The following is a 13756-nucleotide window of genomic DNA, read 5'->3' on the forward strand; positions in this document are numbered from 1 at the left end:
GCTTATGAAAAAGAAAGAGCGGAACCTGATCCTATTGGTGTTGCTGGTGGTATTATTGGCAGAATGCCTGTTCTTTTGGGTACTGTTTGTTTAGGTGGTGGGATGCATGGGCGGTTGATCATTGGCGAAGGCCATGAAAAACTGATAAAGGCCAGCCGTTCAGATAGGCAATAGCCGCGGGTCCTGCCGGACTTGCGGCTTTTTGCCGGATCAATTTGTTGGTGATCCCAAATTGTTTCAATAGTTTGCCCGGGTTCAAATAAACACCACTCATGATCCGGACTAACTTCTTTCGCTGCGTATGGATAAGCGCACTTTCCCTTTTATCGACTGTCCCTTGTTTGGCACAACCTGAAAAGGCAGAAGCCTGTATTCAGCAATTGATGCAGCAGGCGAAAGTGGCGGGCATCGCAGTGGCCGTGGTAAAAGACAACCGGATCATCTATACGCATTCATTCGGGTACAAGAACCTGGAAACGCAAACCCCGTTAACCGATGACTGTTTATTCAGGATCGCCTCTATCTCCAAATCATTTACAGCTACCTCGCTGCTGCAACTGGTGCAGGCAGGAAAGGTGAAGCTCGATGATGATGTGAGCGACCTGGTTGGTTTCAACGTAAGAAACCCTAAGTTTCCGGAACAGCCCATTACGCTACGGCATATCCTTTCACACCGGTCGGGGCTCAATGATAGCCAGGGTTACTTTACCCTCGATGCCATCAATCCGGAAAAAAATCCCAACTCGGCCAAATGTTACAATGACTATGCACCCGGTGGCGGATATCAGTACTGCAACCTCAACTTCAACCTGGCCGGTACTATACTGGAGCGATTGTCGGGTGAACGTTTTGATCAGTATGTGAAACACCATGTATTGGACCCGCTGGGTCTTTATGGCGGTTATTGTGTCGACTCACTCGATCAATCGAGGTTTGCGACGATCTATGAGTACAATAGCGATTCCGCCAGGCTGGTAGGGGCACCCGGGGCCTATGCTGCCCGTAGTGCAGAGATCGCGCAATACACCATGGGTTACAGTACGCCGGTGTTTTCTCCTACCGGCGGTATGAAGATCAGCGCCACCGACCTGGCCAAATATATGATGATGCATATGAACCTGGGTAAAGCTGGCCGCAAGCGGATCATTTCGAAGCGGAGTGCCAGGACGATGCAGACACCGCTTTCTGAAAAAGAGGGGTATGGACTGGCGCTGCACACCAGCAAAACCCTGATTTCCGGCAAAACGATGACAGGCCATACAGGCTCGGCCTATGGATTATACAGCACGATGTTCTTTCAACCAAAGGAGAAGTTTGGGATCGTAGTGATTACTAATGGTTACTCATCGCCAGTGCCGGGTGGTATCAACCCGATCGTAAACTGCTTGTACGACCATTTTATCAAGTAGTCGTAGGGCCAGGTTTACTTGCTAGCATACTGTCTGTTTACCAAACCCGGTAGATCTCTCTTGAACCGGTGAGGTACATGTCGGTATAGCCGGCCATTTTCTCACTCATTTTTTTCATCTTTTCCGCATCTTTTTCCATTCTTTTCCAGCTTTCTTCATAATCTGTGAGGTCGGTGTACTGACTTACCAGGATGACGCGGTTGTATTGCCCCGTCATGTCTGTCACAATATGCAGCAATTCTTTGCTATCGGCCATTACTTCTTTGAAAAGCTTGGCGAGTTTGGATGCGTTGCCTGGTTTGCAAACGAAGGTGTCATGGACAATGATCATAGCTGTATTTTTTATTGTGTGAATGATCGTTGATCAGTTTCCCTGCTGCAAAATTGAGGCCCGGCGGTTTGCCGGAGGCGGTGCAAATGCGACAGATTGCAGGGGCGACTATGCAATTCAACTACTTACCGGATAAGCTGGAAGTTGCCTTTTTTGCCGGAGGCTGCGCTTTTTGTTGGAAGGTGCCATCCCAGGCTTCGTTAACTACCATTGTAACTTTCAGGTTCCAGAACTCCCAAACCCTAAGAAACAATGACGCCCGTTGTCCGGTTGTTACCGGGAACGGGCGGTTGTTTTGCTACTAACACTAATATGTTGGTTGCTCTGCGAGCGATAATAGGATAAGGACAATACACCCAATAAGATGAAGGAAAAGGCATCGCTATATGGCAGTGGTAATTATTTTTGAAAGCGGTGATTGCTCTAACAATTTCCGATTGAGGCGTATAGCCCAACTGGAAACGGGCATACAACAGGGGATATTGTTTTTCATGACTTGGATTGTTTCGGGCGCTAAAATAATACAGGAAAAGTGGACCTGCAAGTATCAGGGGGAATATTCATCCCGGGTGGTGATAACTTTTCAAAGGGAGGGTTTTCGCAATGGGACGCACCTAAAACGCATTCCCGGAATGCCAACCCTCCCCTGAAACTATTTGAAAAGCATTGCTCTGCTATTATCGTATTGGACAGACCGAAATATGATCAATATTGACCTCACCCCATCCACCGATGATCCTGATGGTATTGCTTTTTCCCGGTTGCAGGGGCACGGTAAGGGAAGCCTTGCCGATGAAAGCAGTAGGTGAACCGGTTGTTACGGTGTTGAGCAACGAAAAGTCGGCATTGTTGACGAATAGTTTTACCCTGGCAAAGGCCGGTGCCGCATAGTGGATGGTAAGTGTAGCGCGACCGCCCTGCCTGCCTCCATCGACCTGATTAAATTCGATGGCAGCTTCTTTGCTCCCGAACCCGGTAACGTATTGGCGGCCGTTAGCATCGCCACCGGCTACCGCAGCCGTGCCCTGCAGGCTGGCTTTCGACGCCTTGTATTGGGCGCCTTTTCCGTTATCTGAACGCTTGACGACTTTGCCAGCAGGTGCTATACCGGTCTTTGTTTGTTCAACCAGGCGGATGGTGCCATCTTCGTTGAAGTGAATATAATCGACGCATATGGAGCGCAGGTTACCATGCCCCGTATGGGAGAGTGACTGATTGTGATAGAAGATATACCATTTGCCTTTGTATTCCACTACCGAGCCGTGGTTGGTATCGCAACCGGTTTGACCCAGGAATACACCCTGGTGTTTCCAGGGACCCAGCGGGTGATTGCTTGTTGCGTACCGCAATTGGTTTTGGCCTTTTGTATTGTCGGCATAGGTGAGGTAATAGAGGCCATTGCGTTTGAAAACCCAGGCGGCTTCATGAAAATCCACCAGGCCTTCCATGTTCTGCATAGAACCGTTTATTTCGGTCATGTTGTCTTTCAGTTTGCCGCCCTGGCACACGCTGCCGCCGCCGTAATAGAAATAAGCCAGTCCGTCGGTGTCGATAAACACGGCCGGATCGATCATGGCGTTACCACTCAGTCCTTCGATATAGCCACCCGGCGTAAAGCCGGAAGCCGGCTTGTCGCTGGTAGCAATGCCGATCTTCCAGGTCTTGTTCCAATCGGTTCCGCTGGGGTGGGGATAGTAGAAGTAATAAGTGCCGTTCTTATAGGCACAGTCAGGCGCCCACATGAAACCACCTTCCTTGCGTCCCCAGCTTACCTGGCTGGAGCGGAGTATTTCACCTTCATCGCGCCAGTTCACCAGGTCGTCGGTAGAGAAAACATGGTAGCGGTCCATCAGGTCGCAGCCACGTGCAGGATCAATGTCATGCGACGGATAAACATACAACCGCCCATCGGCCCACACATGTGCCGATGGATCGGCGGTGTAAATACTCGTAATAAAAGGATTTTGGGAATAACAGATCAGGATGTTCAGTAAAAGTGCAAAGATGAAAATGGACCTCTTCATGTATCGTGTATTTTGATATGGCAGGCTGAGTCAGGCCGCAAATGCAGCGTGATTCAGCAAGTAAATCAGGAGGCCCTAACAAAAGCATTAATTAATCCATAACGGCTGATATGGGTTAATTAATGCATGCATGTTGTTGCTGAAAATCAGGTCTTATGAAGGCAATAATAATGTAAGCAAGTTTTCTGGAAAGCGTTCAACAGCTCTTTACGGCAGCCGGAAGATGATAGGCTGCGTGTACTTCACCCGCACCTTCATGCCATCTTTCAGTGCTGGCAGAAACTCAAATCCGAACGAGCGAACCAGGCGAAGGGCTTCTTCGTCGAGTGCTTTGGCCGTACTGGCCGCAACCTTATAGTCGATTGGATTGCCCGATTCATCGATGGTGATCTCCACGTCTACCTGTCCCTGTACTTTATTAGCAAGTGCATCTGGAGGATAGCGCAGGGAGCGCTCCAGATAGAGTTGCCACTCGAGTGGCGACATCAATGGAACGGGTGTACATTCCATGCGGCTTTTGAGCCATTGACCGCTGGTGGCAAAATAGTAATAGGAGGCTGTATCCTCTTTTAAATTGTAGAGTACGTTATTGGCGACGTCGTATTGGAAATAGGGTGTTTCCCGATGGAAGAACTCCCAGGTGCCCGTTCTTTCCCCATTCTTGTATTTCTTGCGCGATAAAACCCGTTGCTGGTACTGTCCTTCCCAGATCCCATCACGTTTGTTCCCTTTGTAACTGCCCGACCTCACCAGACTGCCCTGGAAAAACTCCTGGTAAGCACCATCCCTGATGCGTTCATCGGCTTTGCTGACATAATAAACTTCTTTGGAAGATTGGTCTCCGGCGTCGAGCGTTACCTGGCGGGTATCGGGTGATTGTGCCAGGCTTTGGAGGGCAAAAAAAGTGCAAAGTGCTGTGCTAAAGGTTTTCATCGGTTAGGTGGATTTTACTGCACAATGATAATAATTATGGGGCGCCGATGCAAGTAGGCAGATATATGTGGTACATAATCTGGCTGTTTTCATTAACTTGGCCCCTCAAAACACCTGTTCGTTATATGAAAAAACTGATCCTGGTTACGCTGTTATCTGGCGTGGCATCTATTTGTACGGTGGCGCAATCCACTTCTGCCACGGCGAACCCTGCCTACCGTCCGGGCGCTTATGCACTTAAAGCAGCCCAATTTAAAAGCTACCCCAATTCGGCAAAAGACATTATTTTTCTGGGCAATAGCATCACAGCCGGTACCGACTGGGCCGAACTGCTGGGTAATCCCAATGCCCGCAACCGGGGCATTTCGGGCGATATTACCTATGGAATCCTGGCAAGGTTGGAAGAGGTCACAGAAGGAAAACCTGCCAAAGTGTTTTTGCTGATCGGCATTAACGACATTCAGCACAATACCCCTGACAGCATCATCATCGCCAACTACCGCCAGATTGTGCAGACCATCAAAGCTGCCTCTCCGCACACGAAGATCCATGTGCAAACACTGCTGCCCGTAAACAACACCTTCACGCAATTCAAGAACCATTACAATAAAGATGAGCACATCGCTGCTGTCAACGAAGGCATCCGGAAGATCGCTGCCGAAGAAAAAGTGACCTGTATTGAATTGAACAAACCTTTCCAGGACGCAGAAGGCAAACTGGATAAAAGGTATACGATGGATGGACTGCACCTTACAGCCGATGGCTATAAAGTGTGGGCCGGAATTCTAAAGCCTTACCTGTAATGACTATTTGTATGGCGGTCTTTGTATATTTATCCTCTTATAATGAAAACTATGCAGAAGAACCTATTAGTATTGGGGATGAGCTGCCTGCTGGCAGCAGGAAATGCAGTATCCATGCCGGCCTACAACCGTGCAGCAGTATCCACTAACCAATCAGCTATCGCAGAGCCTAAAGATCTGATCGGGCGTTGGGATATCACGATCGATCGTGATGGAAAACCATCACCTTCCTGGCTCGAAGTCAAACTGTCGGGCAACCGTACCCTGGTGGGCTATTTTGTAGGCATCACCGGTAGTGCCCGCCCCGTGGCCAAAGTAAATTTCGACAACGGAAAATTCAGTTTTGCCATCCCTCCGCAATGGGAGCGTGGAAATGAAGACCTCAAGTTGGAAGGGGAGCTGACCGGCGCCGGCATGAAGGGCACTATTGTATTGCCCGACGGTAAACAATATAACTGGACGGGCGTAAAAGCGCCTTACCTGAAAAGGACAGCGGCGCCTGCCTGGGGCAAAGCGATCGAGTTGTTCAATGGAAAAGACCTCACGGGATGGAAAGCATTGGGACGTGAAAACCAGTGGGAAGTAAGAAGTGGTATACTGACCAGCCCACGTTCCGGATCAAACCTGATCTCGGACCAAACGTTCACGGATTTTAAACTGCATGTGGAGTTTCGTTTTCAGAAAGGAAGCAATAGTGGCGTGTACCTGCGTGGGCGCCATGAAGTGCAGATCGAAGATAATCCTACAGAAGATCATCCATCTGCCCATCTCTTTAGTGGTGTATATGGTTTCCTGACACCGAGTGAGATCGCTTCTAAAGGGCCTGATCAATGGCAAAGCTATGATATCACCCTGGTTGGCCGTATGGTGACCGTTGTGGTAAATGGCAAAACCGTGATCAGCAACCAGGAGATCCCCGGCATCACCGGTGGAGCCCTCGATAGCAATGAAGGAGAGCCCGGACCTATCTATATCCAGGGCGACCATGGGCCTATCGAGTTCCGTAAAATTGTTATTACACCTGCCAAATAGATTGGACAATTAATTACCGTTGGGCCGGTTACTGAGTGATCTGATAATGGTCATCCGGTAACCGGCTTTTTTTATTCGTCCTCCTCTTCCTTTGTAATCGGATAATCTTTTACCGCTTTTCTGTCAGCCCTCGGATCCCTGGGGGCGTCGATCCCGGGTTCGTCGAGGTCTTCGTGCGGATTTGCTGCGCCGGGCCGTACAGGCGTTTCGTTGGCCGCATCTTGCAGGTTGTTGTTGGTTTGTTGAATGAATTCTTCCTGCAACTGCGTCTTTACATCTTTAGGATGCCTTTTTTGTCCGTACATAACAAAGGTTTTTACTACCTGCTACCAAAGCTGTGCCACCAGATGGCCGGTTTTGACACGCCGTAACAAAAAAAGTTGTACACATAATGAGCATGCCTATAAACCAGTGTTTTGCAATAATTGTCGACGAAGTTGACATGTATTGGCGTCAGGCAGGGAAAAAAATGTATGAAGCGTAAATAGAAGGTTTGAGGCGTTATGCTGCCAACATATTTATGTGATTGGCTGATTGCCAGTGGTGATGCTACATTCGCCGCCACCTATTCAATCAATCAGTTAGCTATGAAACATTTCGTTTGGATCATACTGTTATTTTGTTCGTTTGCAGCCTTTGCCCAGGAAGAAGAGCAGGAAGAGAAGGAGCTGCAGAAGATGATGGAGAAAGCCGAAAAGATGGCAGAGGACATGAAGAAAGATCCACGGTATAAGAAGGCGATGGAAGAAGAGGAGGAGGAGCGCGCTTCGAAATCTTTTCCGGCTAAGGATAAAACATTATGGGCCACCTTACCTGCAAAACCCCTTACTGCTGTTGCAATGAAGGCTTATTTGCAACAGTTGTCGGCCGCCTATAAGACGAGAATGTCACCCGCCTCGGTGAGCGCTGCCAAAGAGGTGCTGACCAGGATGACGGGTAGTGCTGATAAAGTTGGACAGGCTTCGGCTGCTGCCTGGTACAATAGAGCCTATGAAACTTCTATCTTGCTGGCGCTGGAAGCTGCTGCCTTAAAGCCCGAAGACCCGTTGCTGCTTAATAATCTCGGCGCCCTGATGAATATGGCTGGTGCCGCCAGGCACTCCCTGCCTATTTTGCGTACCCTGGTATTCAGGTATCCCAACAACCCAATGGTGTTGAATAATATCGGGCAGGCATTCGCAGGTGTGGGCGAAACGGATACGGCGATGAAATACTTTGCCCGTTGCCTGAAGCGCTCGCCCCACCATCCTGAAGCGAACAACACGGCCGGCCAGATCGAAAAAGTGAAAGGGAATACGGAAAGGGCAAAAAGTTATTTCCAAAATGCTTTGAAGGGCGGCTATCATGCTGAGGCGATCAATGGCCTGCGGGAAACAGGTGGATCTAATTATGCGCAGTGGCTTCCCACGCCAGGGTCGCCGATCAATGTACCCTACTTTAATGAATTCAAATACCAGTTACCCCGCGAATGTACAGGACCGGCTGATGCTCCTTATATTAAGGCAGAACATGAGGCGTTTATCAAGTTTGTAGAGGGGGTCGCAGTAGCTTATCAAACGGCCGGCAACGATGAGCAGCGGCAAGGGCAGGTATTGCTCGACAAAGAGTCGGCTAAGCTCAAGGCTTCGGTGATGGAAGCCTTGAATTCAGGCAAAGGCTTTGCTAGTATGCCCGAAATGGGTTCGCCCATTAACCGTGCCGCCATCAAAAAGTACAGCGATCTGATGCTGGGCGCGCAGGTAAATGAAATGCCGGAACATGACCGGCAGATGGAGCGCTTAAAAAAAGTATACGATGGCCTGATCAGGCGATATGAAGAAGACAAAAAGAAGCTGGCAGATGATTTTGCCAAAAAGAGAAGCCCTTACAATTGCGGAGAAGGAAGGGGAGCGGACTGTGCTGCGATCGACAAGCTGGCCAAAGAAGAGTGTATGCTGCTGGTGCAAATGGGCAACACGGCGCAAAGCAGGATAACGGCAGCGAAACTGGATATACAGCAGGAGCGCCTTCGCGTTATGCGTTGGCAGCTTAATACTTCCGCCTACTATGGTTACTTGTCGGGATTCAACAAGCATATGGCACGGGGAGCATTTTACCTGGCAGCCTCCAAATACCTGCGCAACCTGGCAGAGTTGGCTTACAACCCTTACGTGTGCGCCGGTAAAACCTGTCTCGAGGAGCCACCGGTGCCCGCTTCAAAGAATGAGTCGGATGGCATTCATGACATGGATTGCCCTTTTGATATCGATGTCCCTTTTATCGTCGGCAAACTGGCGCTCAACTGCGAAAAGTTCACCTTCACAGCTGGCGAGGGACTGGTCTTTAAAGCCGAAAAAAACTTTGTGACCAAGCAATCGACGATGACCCTGGGAATTGGTCTGCAATTTCAGGGCAGCAAAGAGTGGGGAGTGTTCTCTGGCGAAGCGAGCGCTTCTGCGTCGCAGGCCTTCTATATAGTTTGGGATAAAGACGATAATATTACCGATGCTGGTCTTGCTTTCCAGGCCGAAGGTTCGTTAAAGGGAGAGGTCAAGCCTGATACTCCCTTTGGGATCGGTGACGACTACCTGAAAAAAGAGTTTAAGGCAGAGGGTGAGTTCGGGTATACGCTTGGCATCAACTCCGGGTGGACTTTTAACGACGCCTCGTTGAATGCCATGGTGCAGAAGATCGGCAACCTGCTTTCAAAGTGAAGAAAATCCCCAGGTCATCATCGATGCCTGGGGATTCGTCTTATAGGTAGGGGTTATTTAATGAACGTAAAACTGAATGCCCTGATATTACAGAACTTACCGGGAGTGCCATCGGGCTGCGTGGTGAGGTAGCCGATGCTGATGGTTTTTGTTTCTGTGAGTGTGAAGCTGACCCGCAGTTCGCTAAGCGGTTTTCCGTTTACGATCTTGGCTGAGGCTATCGCCGTTGCCACATCGGCTACATTGGGCAGTTCTGTACCTTCATGTGCTACCAGGTAGGTATTGTCTGCCAGCAACAGATTGGTATCCCGCAGGTCAGATATGGCAAATACATATTTGCCGGCAGGCAAGGTGTAGGTGTGCCAAATCTTTCCATTGGTGACGGGAGGTGCTCCCCAACCCGATTCAATATTGAAGATATTGCTGTTCCATTCATCCCAGCCACCATAACCTCCATGGCTTTTGACAGCGTCGTTGGCATTCCAGTCGGCCAGGTTGCCCCACCGGCCTGCCTTCGCTGAAGCAATGAAGGGGATGGCGTTATTCTTGAAAGGCAGTAACAGGGTGTCCTTATAGGCAACAGTAAAAGTATCGACGCAGGTGGAGTCGGGCCTGAAGACGGCCCTGAAGCGCGCCTGCACCAGTGTGTTAGGAAGTGCTGTAAACACCGTGCTTTCTGTTGGTGGCAGGGATACATCGGTAGTAACGCCGTTAACAGTGTATTGCAGGTCGGTCCTCAAGGGGCCTAAAGAGGCATCGGCAGGCTCCCAGTTTATGGTAGTGCCAGTTCCTAGATACTTAATACCGGTAATAATGCGGTTGTTGAGTTTTTTGCGATAGTTATCGCCATAACTTTTACCGATCACCGATACCGGCACGGAACGATGTCCTTTTACGTCGTACGTATACACAGTATAGGTCGCTACACCTTCCGGCACAGCGAAGGCCTGTTGGAAATAATCGCCCGAAGTACTCCTTTTAACGTCGTACATCATGGAGTCGCGGTTGTTATTCCAGTATATGCGTACCTGGCTTACGTTGGGGTCGGCGTTGAACTTACCGGTGATCATCACCCGGTTTTTGCCCGACAGTGCTTTGACTGAATCGAGTTTGCCGGCATAGACTATTTCGCCGCTTTCCGTATACTTCTTGTATTCATCCCATTTGGTGCAGGAGGCCACGGTCAACGCCAGCATCATGGCCGGCAGGATCATCCGGTAGCCTGGTTTGTTATAAGTTGTTTTCATTGTAATGCTTTGTAGTGATGTCATTGGTTGATTAGCGTGGGTCGCCATACATCGTTATCTCATTGATGTTTTGAGCAGTACCACCGGCCCAGTTTTCCAGGCACCGAACCCGGATATAGCGCACCTTCGGGGCACTGAGCGGTATCTCCCAATTGAAGCCGGCACTGGCCACCGTTCTGTCGAGATCGGTATCCTTACCATAAGCGGTGCCCGAAGGCTTGACGACTGTATAGGTGCTTAATAAAGTCCAACTGGCATCCAGTGCTCCGTTGGCCGATGGCGCGGTAGAACCATACACTTCGAAACGCTTAAGTGCCGTCAGGAAATAGAATTGCTGTGGACTCAACTCTGGGAAGGGACGTATCCAAACAAGGCTTAGCTTGGCAGCAACGCCCATATCGAAGGTGACCATATGTGGGTTGGAACCGCCGGCAGTTTGGTCGGTAAAGCTCACGTAAGGCCATCCGAGGCGATTATCCCAGGCATACTCGAGCCTTGCGCCGTTGGTTACCTGCGGAGCATCGCCGGGCAGTACATACGTCTTGAACTTGCTTTTATCGAGTTGTGTTTCATAAATGGGCGTAATGTCCTTATAAAGCGTGTCGGTCCTGTTGCCCCACCTGTCCTGGACATAGAAGGCCAGTTGTTGTTTTACGGTATCCATGCCCCGGATCTTGGCAAGGATCGATTTTTCACCTGCTGTGAGGTATACGCTCTTGTAATTGTCGACCTCGAACTCCTTGAACTTATTGGGCGATAATACGATAATGCCAATGTTGTCGCCCGTGGGGTTGTCGCCTGTAATACGGAATCCGCCAAAAGCGTTTTCGATAACGAGACTCTTGTATACTTTGAAGATCGGTGCTTCCTTTGGTTTGATCTTCGTGGTCACTGCCGCCGAGCGGGTGCCGCAACGGTTCACGGAATAGATCTTTACCTCATGTTCGAGCGTGTCGGCGAATCCTGTTACGAGTATGGAGTCTACGTAATAAGAAACTTTGGTTTCGGTGGCTTTCCCATTGGTAGGCGTGTATTCGGCCAGTACATACAGGATCGCATTGTCGTCGGGCACGCTATAAGAGATCTTTGCATAACCGGCTTTATTTTCCACCAGTAAATTTTTGATCGGCGTGGGTGCCGTGCCGCCGTCGCAGAGTGGTTCGTTCACTACCTTCTTGCCGCAGGCTGCGAGCAGCATCGCTCCGATGGCGAGGCAGTTGAAATATTTTATTGTATTGTTCATAACTGTTCGTTGTAAGTGATGGGTTATTACCAACCTGGGTTTTCTACCAGTAATGGGTTTCTCCGCGTATCGAAGTTGCCGATAGGCCAGAAGTAATCGCGGGGTACGAGGAATCGCTGGCTGAATACCACGCGTTCCTTGTAATAGGTTTCGGTGGTTTTGCCGGAAATGGTCCAGCCGGTAATGTCCTTGTTCAATTCCTCATGGGCGATCTTCCAACGTTTAAGATCCCAATAGCGCTGTCCTTCGAAAGCGAGCTCAATGAGGCGTTCGCGTTGGATGATCTCCCGCAGGCCGGTCTGTGAGCTGTACTTGCCGGGATTGGTTGAATACGTGCTCCAGGCATCTGCCACTCCCTTAAGGCCAGCCCGTTTGCGGATCTTATCGATGTATTCGATGGCCGTTGCGGAGGCGGGTTGTACTTCATTCAAAGCTTCCGCATACATCAGGTAGAGATCGGCGAGCCTGATCTCGGGCCAGGGGTATTGCTTCCAGCTCGTGCTTAGGTTGCTACTTGATTCCCAGTGCACCAGCTTCTTGATAAAGTAGCCTGTTTCATTCCAGTTGGTGAAGTGGCCCAGACCGGCTCTTTCGCCATTCTTTGCTTTCACGAAGTAGGTATTCCTGTCTGATCCACCGGCTACACCATCCTTCATATACCAAACACCGCCATCGAAACCGAGGTTGGCATAAAAGCGCGGCTCACGGTCGTAGTTGAGGCGTGAGGTCACAAAGCCCGGCTCGATATAGTTGCGCTCTGCCTGGGTGGCCGCTCTCAATTCTTCAATATTCTTAAAGCTGAGGGTCTTGTCTTCTTCGATGGGCACACCGTTCTGTGAATAGAACATTTTAGCGATCTTGATGGGAGCAGCCCATACGCCCTGCAACTCGAAACGAATGGTAGAGGCACTCGCCCTGGAAAGTCTTTCCATTGGCGGCATACACAGCGATTCGTTCACGAAATACGATTGTGAGTTGGCCCATACATGTTCCGGATTCCAACGGCCCGTTACCGCATTGCGGATGCTGAGCTGCAATTTGGTGGTATCGGTCAGGTTGAGCAGATCGGGTCCGTATTCATACAACTTGCTGCCCGTTGCTTCGGCGGCTTTGATCGCGGCCAGTGCTGCATCCCTTGCCTTCTCCCATTTGGATTTGTCGACGCCCGGGTTAAACAGGGCAACACCTTTGGTATCGGTGAAGCCGGCATAATCTGTATTGCCATTGAACAGGGGACTTGCCGCAAGCAACCACAGTTTGGCTTTTACTGCCAGCACAATGGGCTGGGTGATCCTGCCCAGTTGATTGTTCTCGTCCTTAATGATCTCGGGCAATTTTGTAAAGGCTGTATCCAGCAGGTTCGATATATAACGAACGCAGCTGTCCACCGGCATGCGCTGAGCATAGGAAGAAGCTACATCTCCGTCTACGCTGATGTTCTTGTCCATGAGTGGGATAGGCCCGTACATGCGGAACATATAATAATGGTAATAGGCTTTCAGGAATTCAGCTTCTCCTATCCATTGCTGACGATCGTACTCGGTGATGTCGGGTACCTTCGTAATGTCACGCATGTTCTCGAGAAAGATATTGCAGTGGCTGATGGCTCTCCAGATCTTGCGATGATCGTTGGTGGCATTGTTGCCTTTCCGCACGCCGGCCCACTCATCGAAGTAAGGAGCGTCTTTATTCTGCTGGCCGCGGGCGATACGCGATACCGGGTGCCAGTGTGTTTCACTTTCTTCGGGCAGCCATATCTCATCGGCGGCCATAAGGCCCGGGTTGTACCAGCCATCCCCATTGCGCGGCAGGTAGGAGTATAATGTAAACAGGTATTTCTCTGCCTCATTGCGAAGCTTGAAAGCGTGGTCGATGGTCGACAGGTTATCGGGCACGATATCCATGAACTTCTTGCACGAACCCATGATGCCCGTGATCAGCGTCAGGCAGGCCAACAGATGCACCCCGCTGAAACGCCGGCGGTTCCGGCTGCTTTGTACGGGTTGTATAATATTGTTTGATTGCATGATATTTCAGTTTG

At 50.0% G+C, this 13756-nt stretch carries 11 protein-coding genes; 4 read left to right on the top strand and 7 right to left on the bottom strand.

Features of this window, described 5'->3' with window-relative positions; genetic code table 11:
- Window positions 1–272: 272 nt before the first annotated feature.
- Entirely contained in the window at window positions 273–1409 is a 1137-nt protein-coding gene (locus tag P2H89_RS32570) for a serine hydrolase domain-containing protein (RefSeq protein WP_275835203.1), read from the top strand.
- A gap of 37 nt (window positions 1410–1446) precedes the next feature.
- Here the strand turns inward: P2H89_RS32570 and P2H89_RS32575 are convergent, their stop codons facing one another.
- The 3 genes from P2H89_RS32575 to P2H89_RS32585 form a co-directional block, all read right to left on the bottom strand.
- Window positions 1447–1740: an NIPSNAP family protein gene (locus tag P2H89_RS32575; protein WP_275835205.1), complete on the bottom strand. Its 294-nt coding sequence runs from the start codon at window positions 1738–1740 to the stop codon at window positions 1447–1449.
- A gap of 677 nt (window positions 1741–2417) precedes the next feature.
- A complete protein-coding gene (locus P2H89_RS32580) occupies window positions 2418–3764 on the bottom strand; it encodes a family 43 glycosylhydrolase (protein WP_275835207.1) in 1347 nt (448 codons plus the stop codon).
- Window positions 3765–3971: 207 nt separating this feature from the next.
- A complete protein-coding gene (locus P2H89_RS32585; RefSeq protein WP_275835209.1) occupies window positions 3972–4697 on the bottom strand; it encodes an energy transducer TonB in 726 nt (241 codons plus the stop codon).
- Window positions 4698–4822: 125 nt separating this feature from the next.
- On the opposite strand from P2H89_RS32585, the gene P2H89_RS32590 reads away from it, so the two are divergent.
- Both P2H89_RS32590 and P2H89_RS32595 read left to right on the top strand, forming a co-directional pair.
- Window positions 4823–5500 (top strand): GDSL-type esterase/lipase family protein, encoded by a 678-nt coding sequence (locus P2H89_RS32590; RefSeq protein ID WP_275835211.1) that lies wholly within the window; start codon window positions 4823–4825, stop codon window positions 5498–5500.
- Window positions 5501–5551: 51 nt separating this feature from the next.
- Window positions 5552–6532 carry a DUF1080 domain-containing protein gene (locus tag P2H89_RS32595; protein WP_275835213.1) on the top strand — a complete coding sequence of 327 codons (981 nt, stop codon included), beginning with the start codon at window positions 5552–5554 and terminating at the stop codon, window positions 6530–6532.
- A gap of 71 nt (window positions 6533–6603) precedes the next feature.
- On the opposite strand, the gene P2H89_RS32600 is transcribed toward P2H89_RS32595, so the two are convergent.
- Window positions 6604–6837: a hypothetical protein gene (locus P2H89_RS32600; protein ID WP_275835215.1), complete on the bottom strand. Its 234-nt coding sequence runs from the start codon at window positions 6835–6837 to the stop codon at window positions 6604–6606.
- A gap of 282 nt (window positions 6838–7119) precedes the next feature.
- Here P2H89_RS32600 and P2H89_RS32605 point away from each other — a divergent pair, with 282 nt between their 5' ends.
- Window positions 7120–9225, top strand: coding sequence for a hypothetical protein (locus P2H89_RS32605; RefSeq protein WP_275835216.1), 2106 nt, complete (start codon window positions 7120–7122; stop codon window positions 9223–9225).
- A gap of 53 nt (window positions 9226–9278) precedes the next feature.
- On the opposite strand, the gene P2H89_RS32610 is transcribed toward P2H89_RS32605, so the two are convergent.
- From P2H89_RS32610 to P2H89_RS32620, 3 genes are read right to left on the bottom strand one after another with little or no spacing between them, the layout of a single operon-like run.
- Window positions 9279–10472: a DUF4998 domain-containing protein gene (locus tag P2H89_RS32610; RefSeq protein ID WP_275835218.1), complete on the bottom strand. Its 1194-nt coding sequence runs from the start codon at window positions 10470–10472 to the stop codon at window positions 9279–9281.
- Window positions 10473–10503: 31 nt separating this feature from the next.
- On the bottom strand, window positions 10504–11715 hold the full coding sequence (locus P2H89_RS32615; protein WP_275835220.1) for a DUF5000 domain-containing lipoprotein: 1212 nt from the start codon (window positions 11713–11715) through the stop codon (window positions 10504–10506).
- Between the two features lie 26 nt (window positions 11716–11741).
- Window positions 11742–13742 carry a RagB/SusD family nutrient uptake outer membrane protein gene (locus P2H89_RS32620; RefSeq protein ID WP_275835222.1) on the bottom strand — a complete coding sequence of 667 codons (2001 nt, stop codon included), beginning with the start codon at window positions 13740–13742 and terminating at the stop codon, window positions 11742–11744.
- Between the last annotated feature and the right edge of the window lie 14 nt (window positions 13743–13756).

It is taken from the genome of Paraflavitalea sp. CAU 1676 (assembly GCF_029223285.1).
In the GTDB taxonomy this organism is placed as follows: Bacteria; Bacteroidota; Bacteroidia; order Chitinophagales; family Chitinophagaceae; genus Paraflavitalea.

Bases quoted from the DNA above. Each gene is read 5' to 3' on its own strand.
- P2H89_RS32600 (WP_275835215.1), bottom strand. From the start codon at position 6,837: ATGTACGGACAAAAAAGGCATCCTAAAGATGTAAAGACGCAGTTGCAG.
- P2H89_RS32570 (WP_275835203.1), top strand. From the start codon at position 273: ATGATCCGGACTAACTTCTTTCGCTGCGTATGGATAAGCGCACTTTCC.
- P2H89_RS32575 (WP_275835205.1), bottom strand. From the start codon at position 1,740: ATGATCATTGTCCATGACACCTTCGTTTGCAAACCAGGCAACGCATCC.
- P2H89_RS32590 (WP_275835211.1), top strand. From the start codon at position 4,823: ATGAAAAAACTGATCCTGGTTACGCTGTTATCTGGCGTGGCATCTATT.
- P2H89_RS32595 (WP_275835213.1), top strand. From the start codon at position 5,552: ATGCAGAAGAACCTATTAGTATTGGGGATGAGCTGCCTGCTGGCAGCA.
- P2H89_RS32610 (WP_275835218.1), bottom strand. From the start codon at position 10,472: ATGAAAACAACTTATAACAAACCAGGCTACCGGATGATCCTGCCGGCC.
- P2H89_RS32585 (WP_275835209.1), bottom strand. From the start codon at position 4,697: ATGAAAACCTTTAGCACAGCACTTTGCACTTTTTTTGCCCTCCAAAGC.
- P2H89_RS32615 (WP_275835220.1), bottom strand. From the start codon at position 11,715: ATGAACAATACAATAAAATATTTCAACTGCCTCGCCATCGGAGCGATG.
- P2H89_RS32620 (WP_275835222.1), bottom strand. From the start codon at position 13,742: ATGCAATCAAACAATATTATACAACCCGTACAAAGCAGCCGGAACCGC.
- P2H89_RS32605 (WP_275835216.1), top strand. From the start codon at position 7,120: ATGAAACATTTCGTTTGGATCATACTGTTATTTTGTTCGTTTGCAGCC.
- P2H89_RS32580 (WP_275835207.1), bottom strand. From the start codon at position 3,764: ATGAAGAGGTCCATTTTCATCTTTGCACTTTTACTGAACATCCTGATC.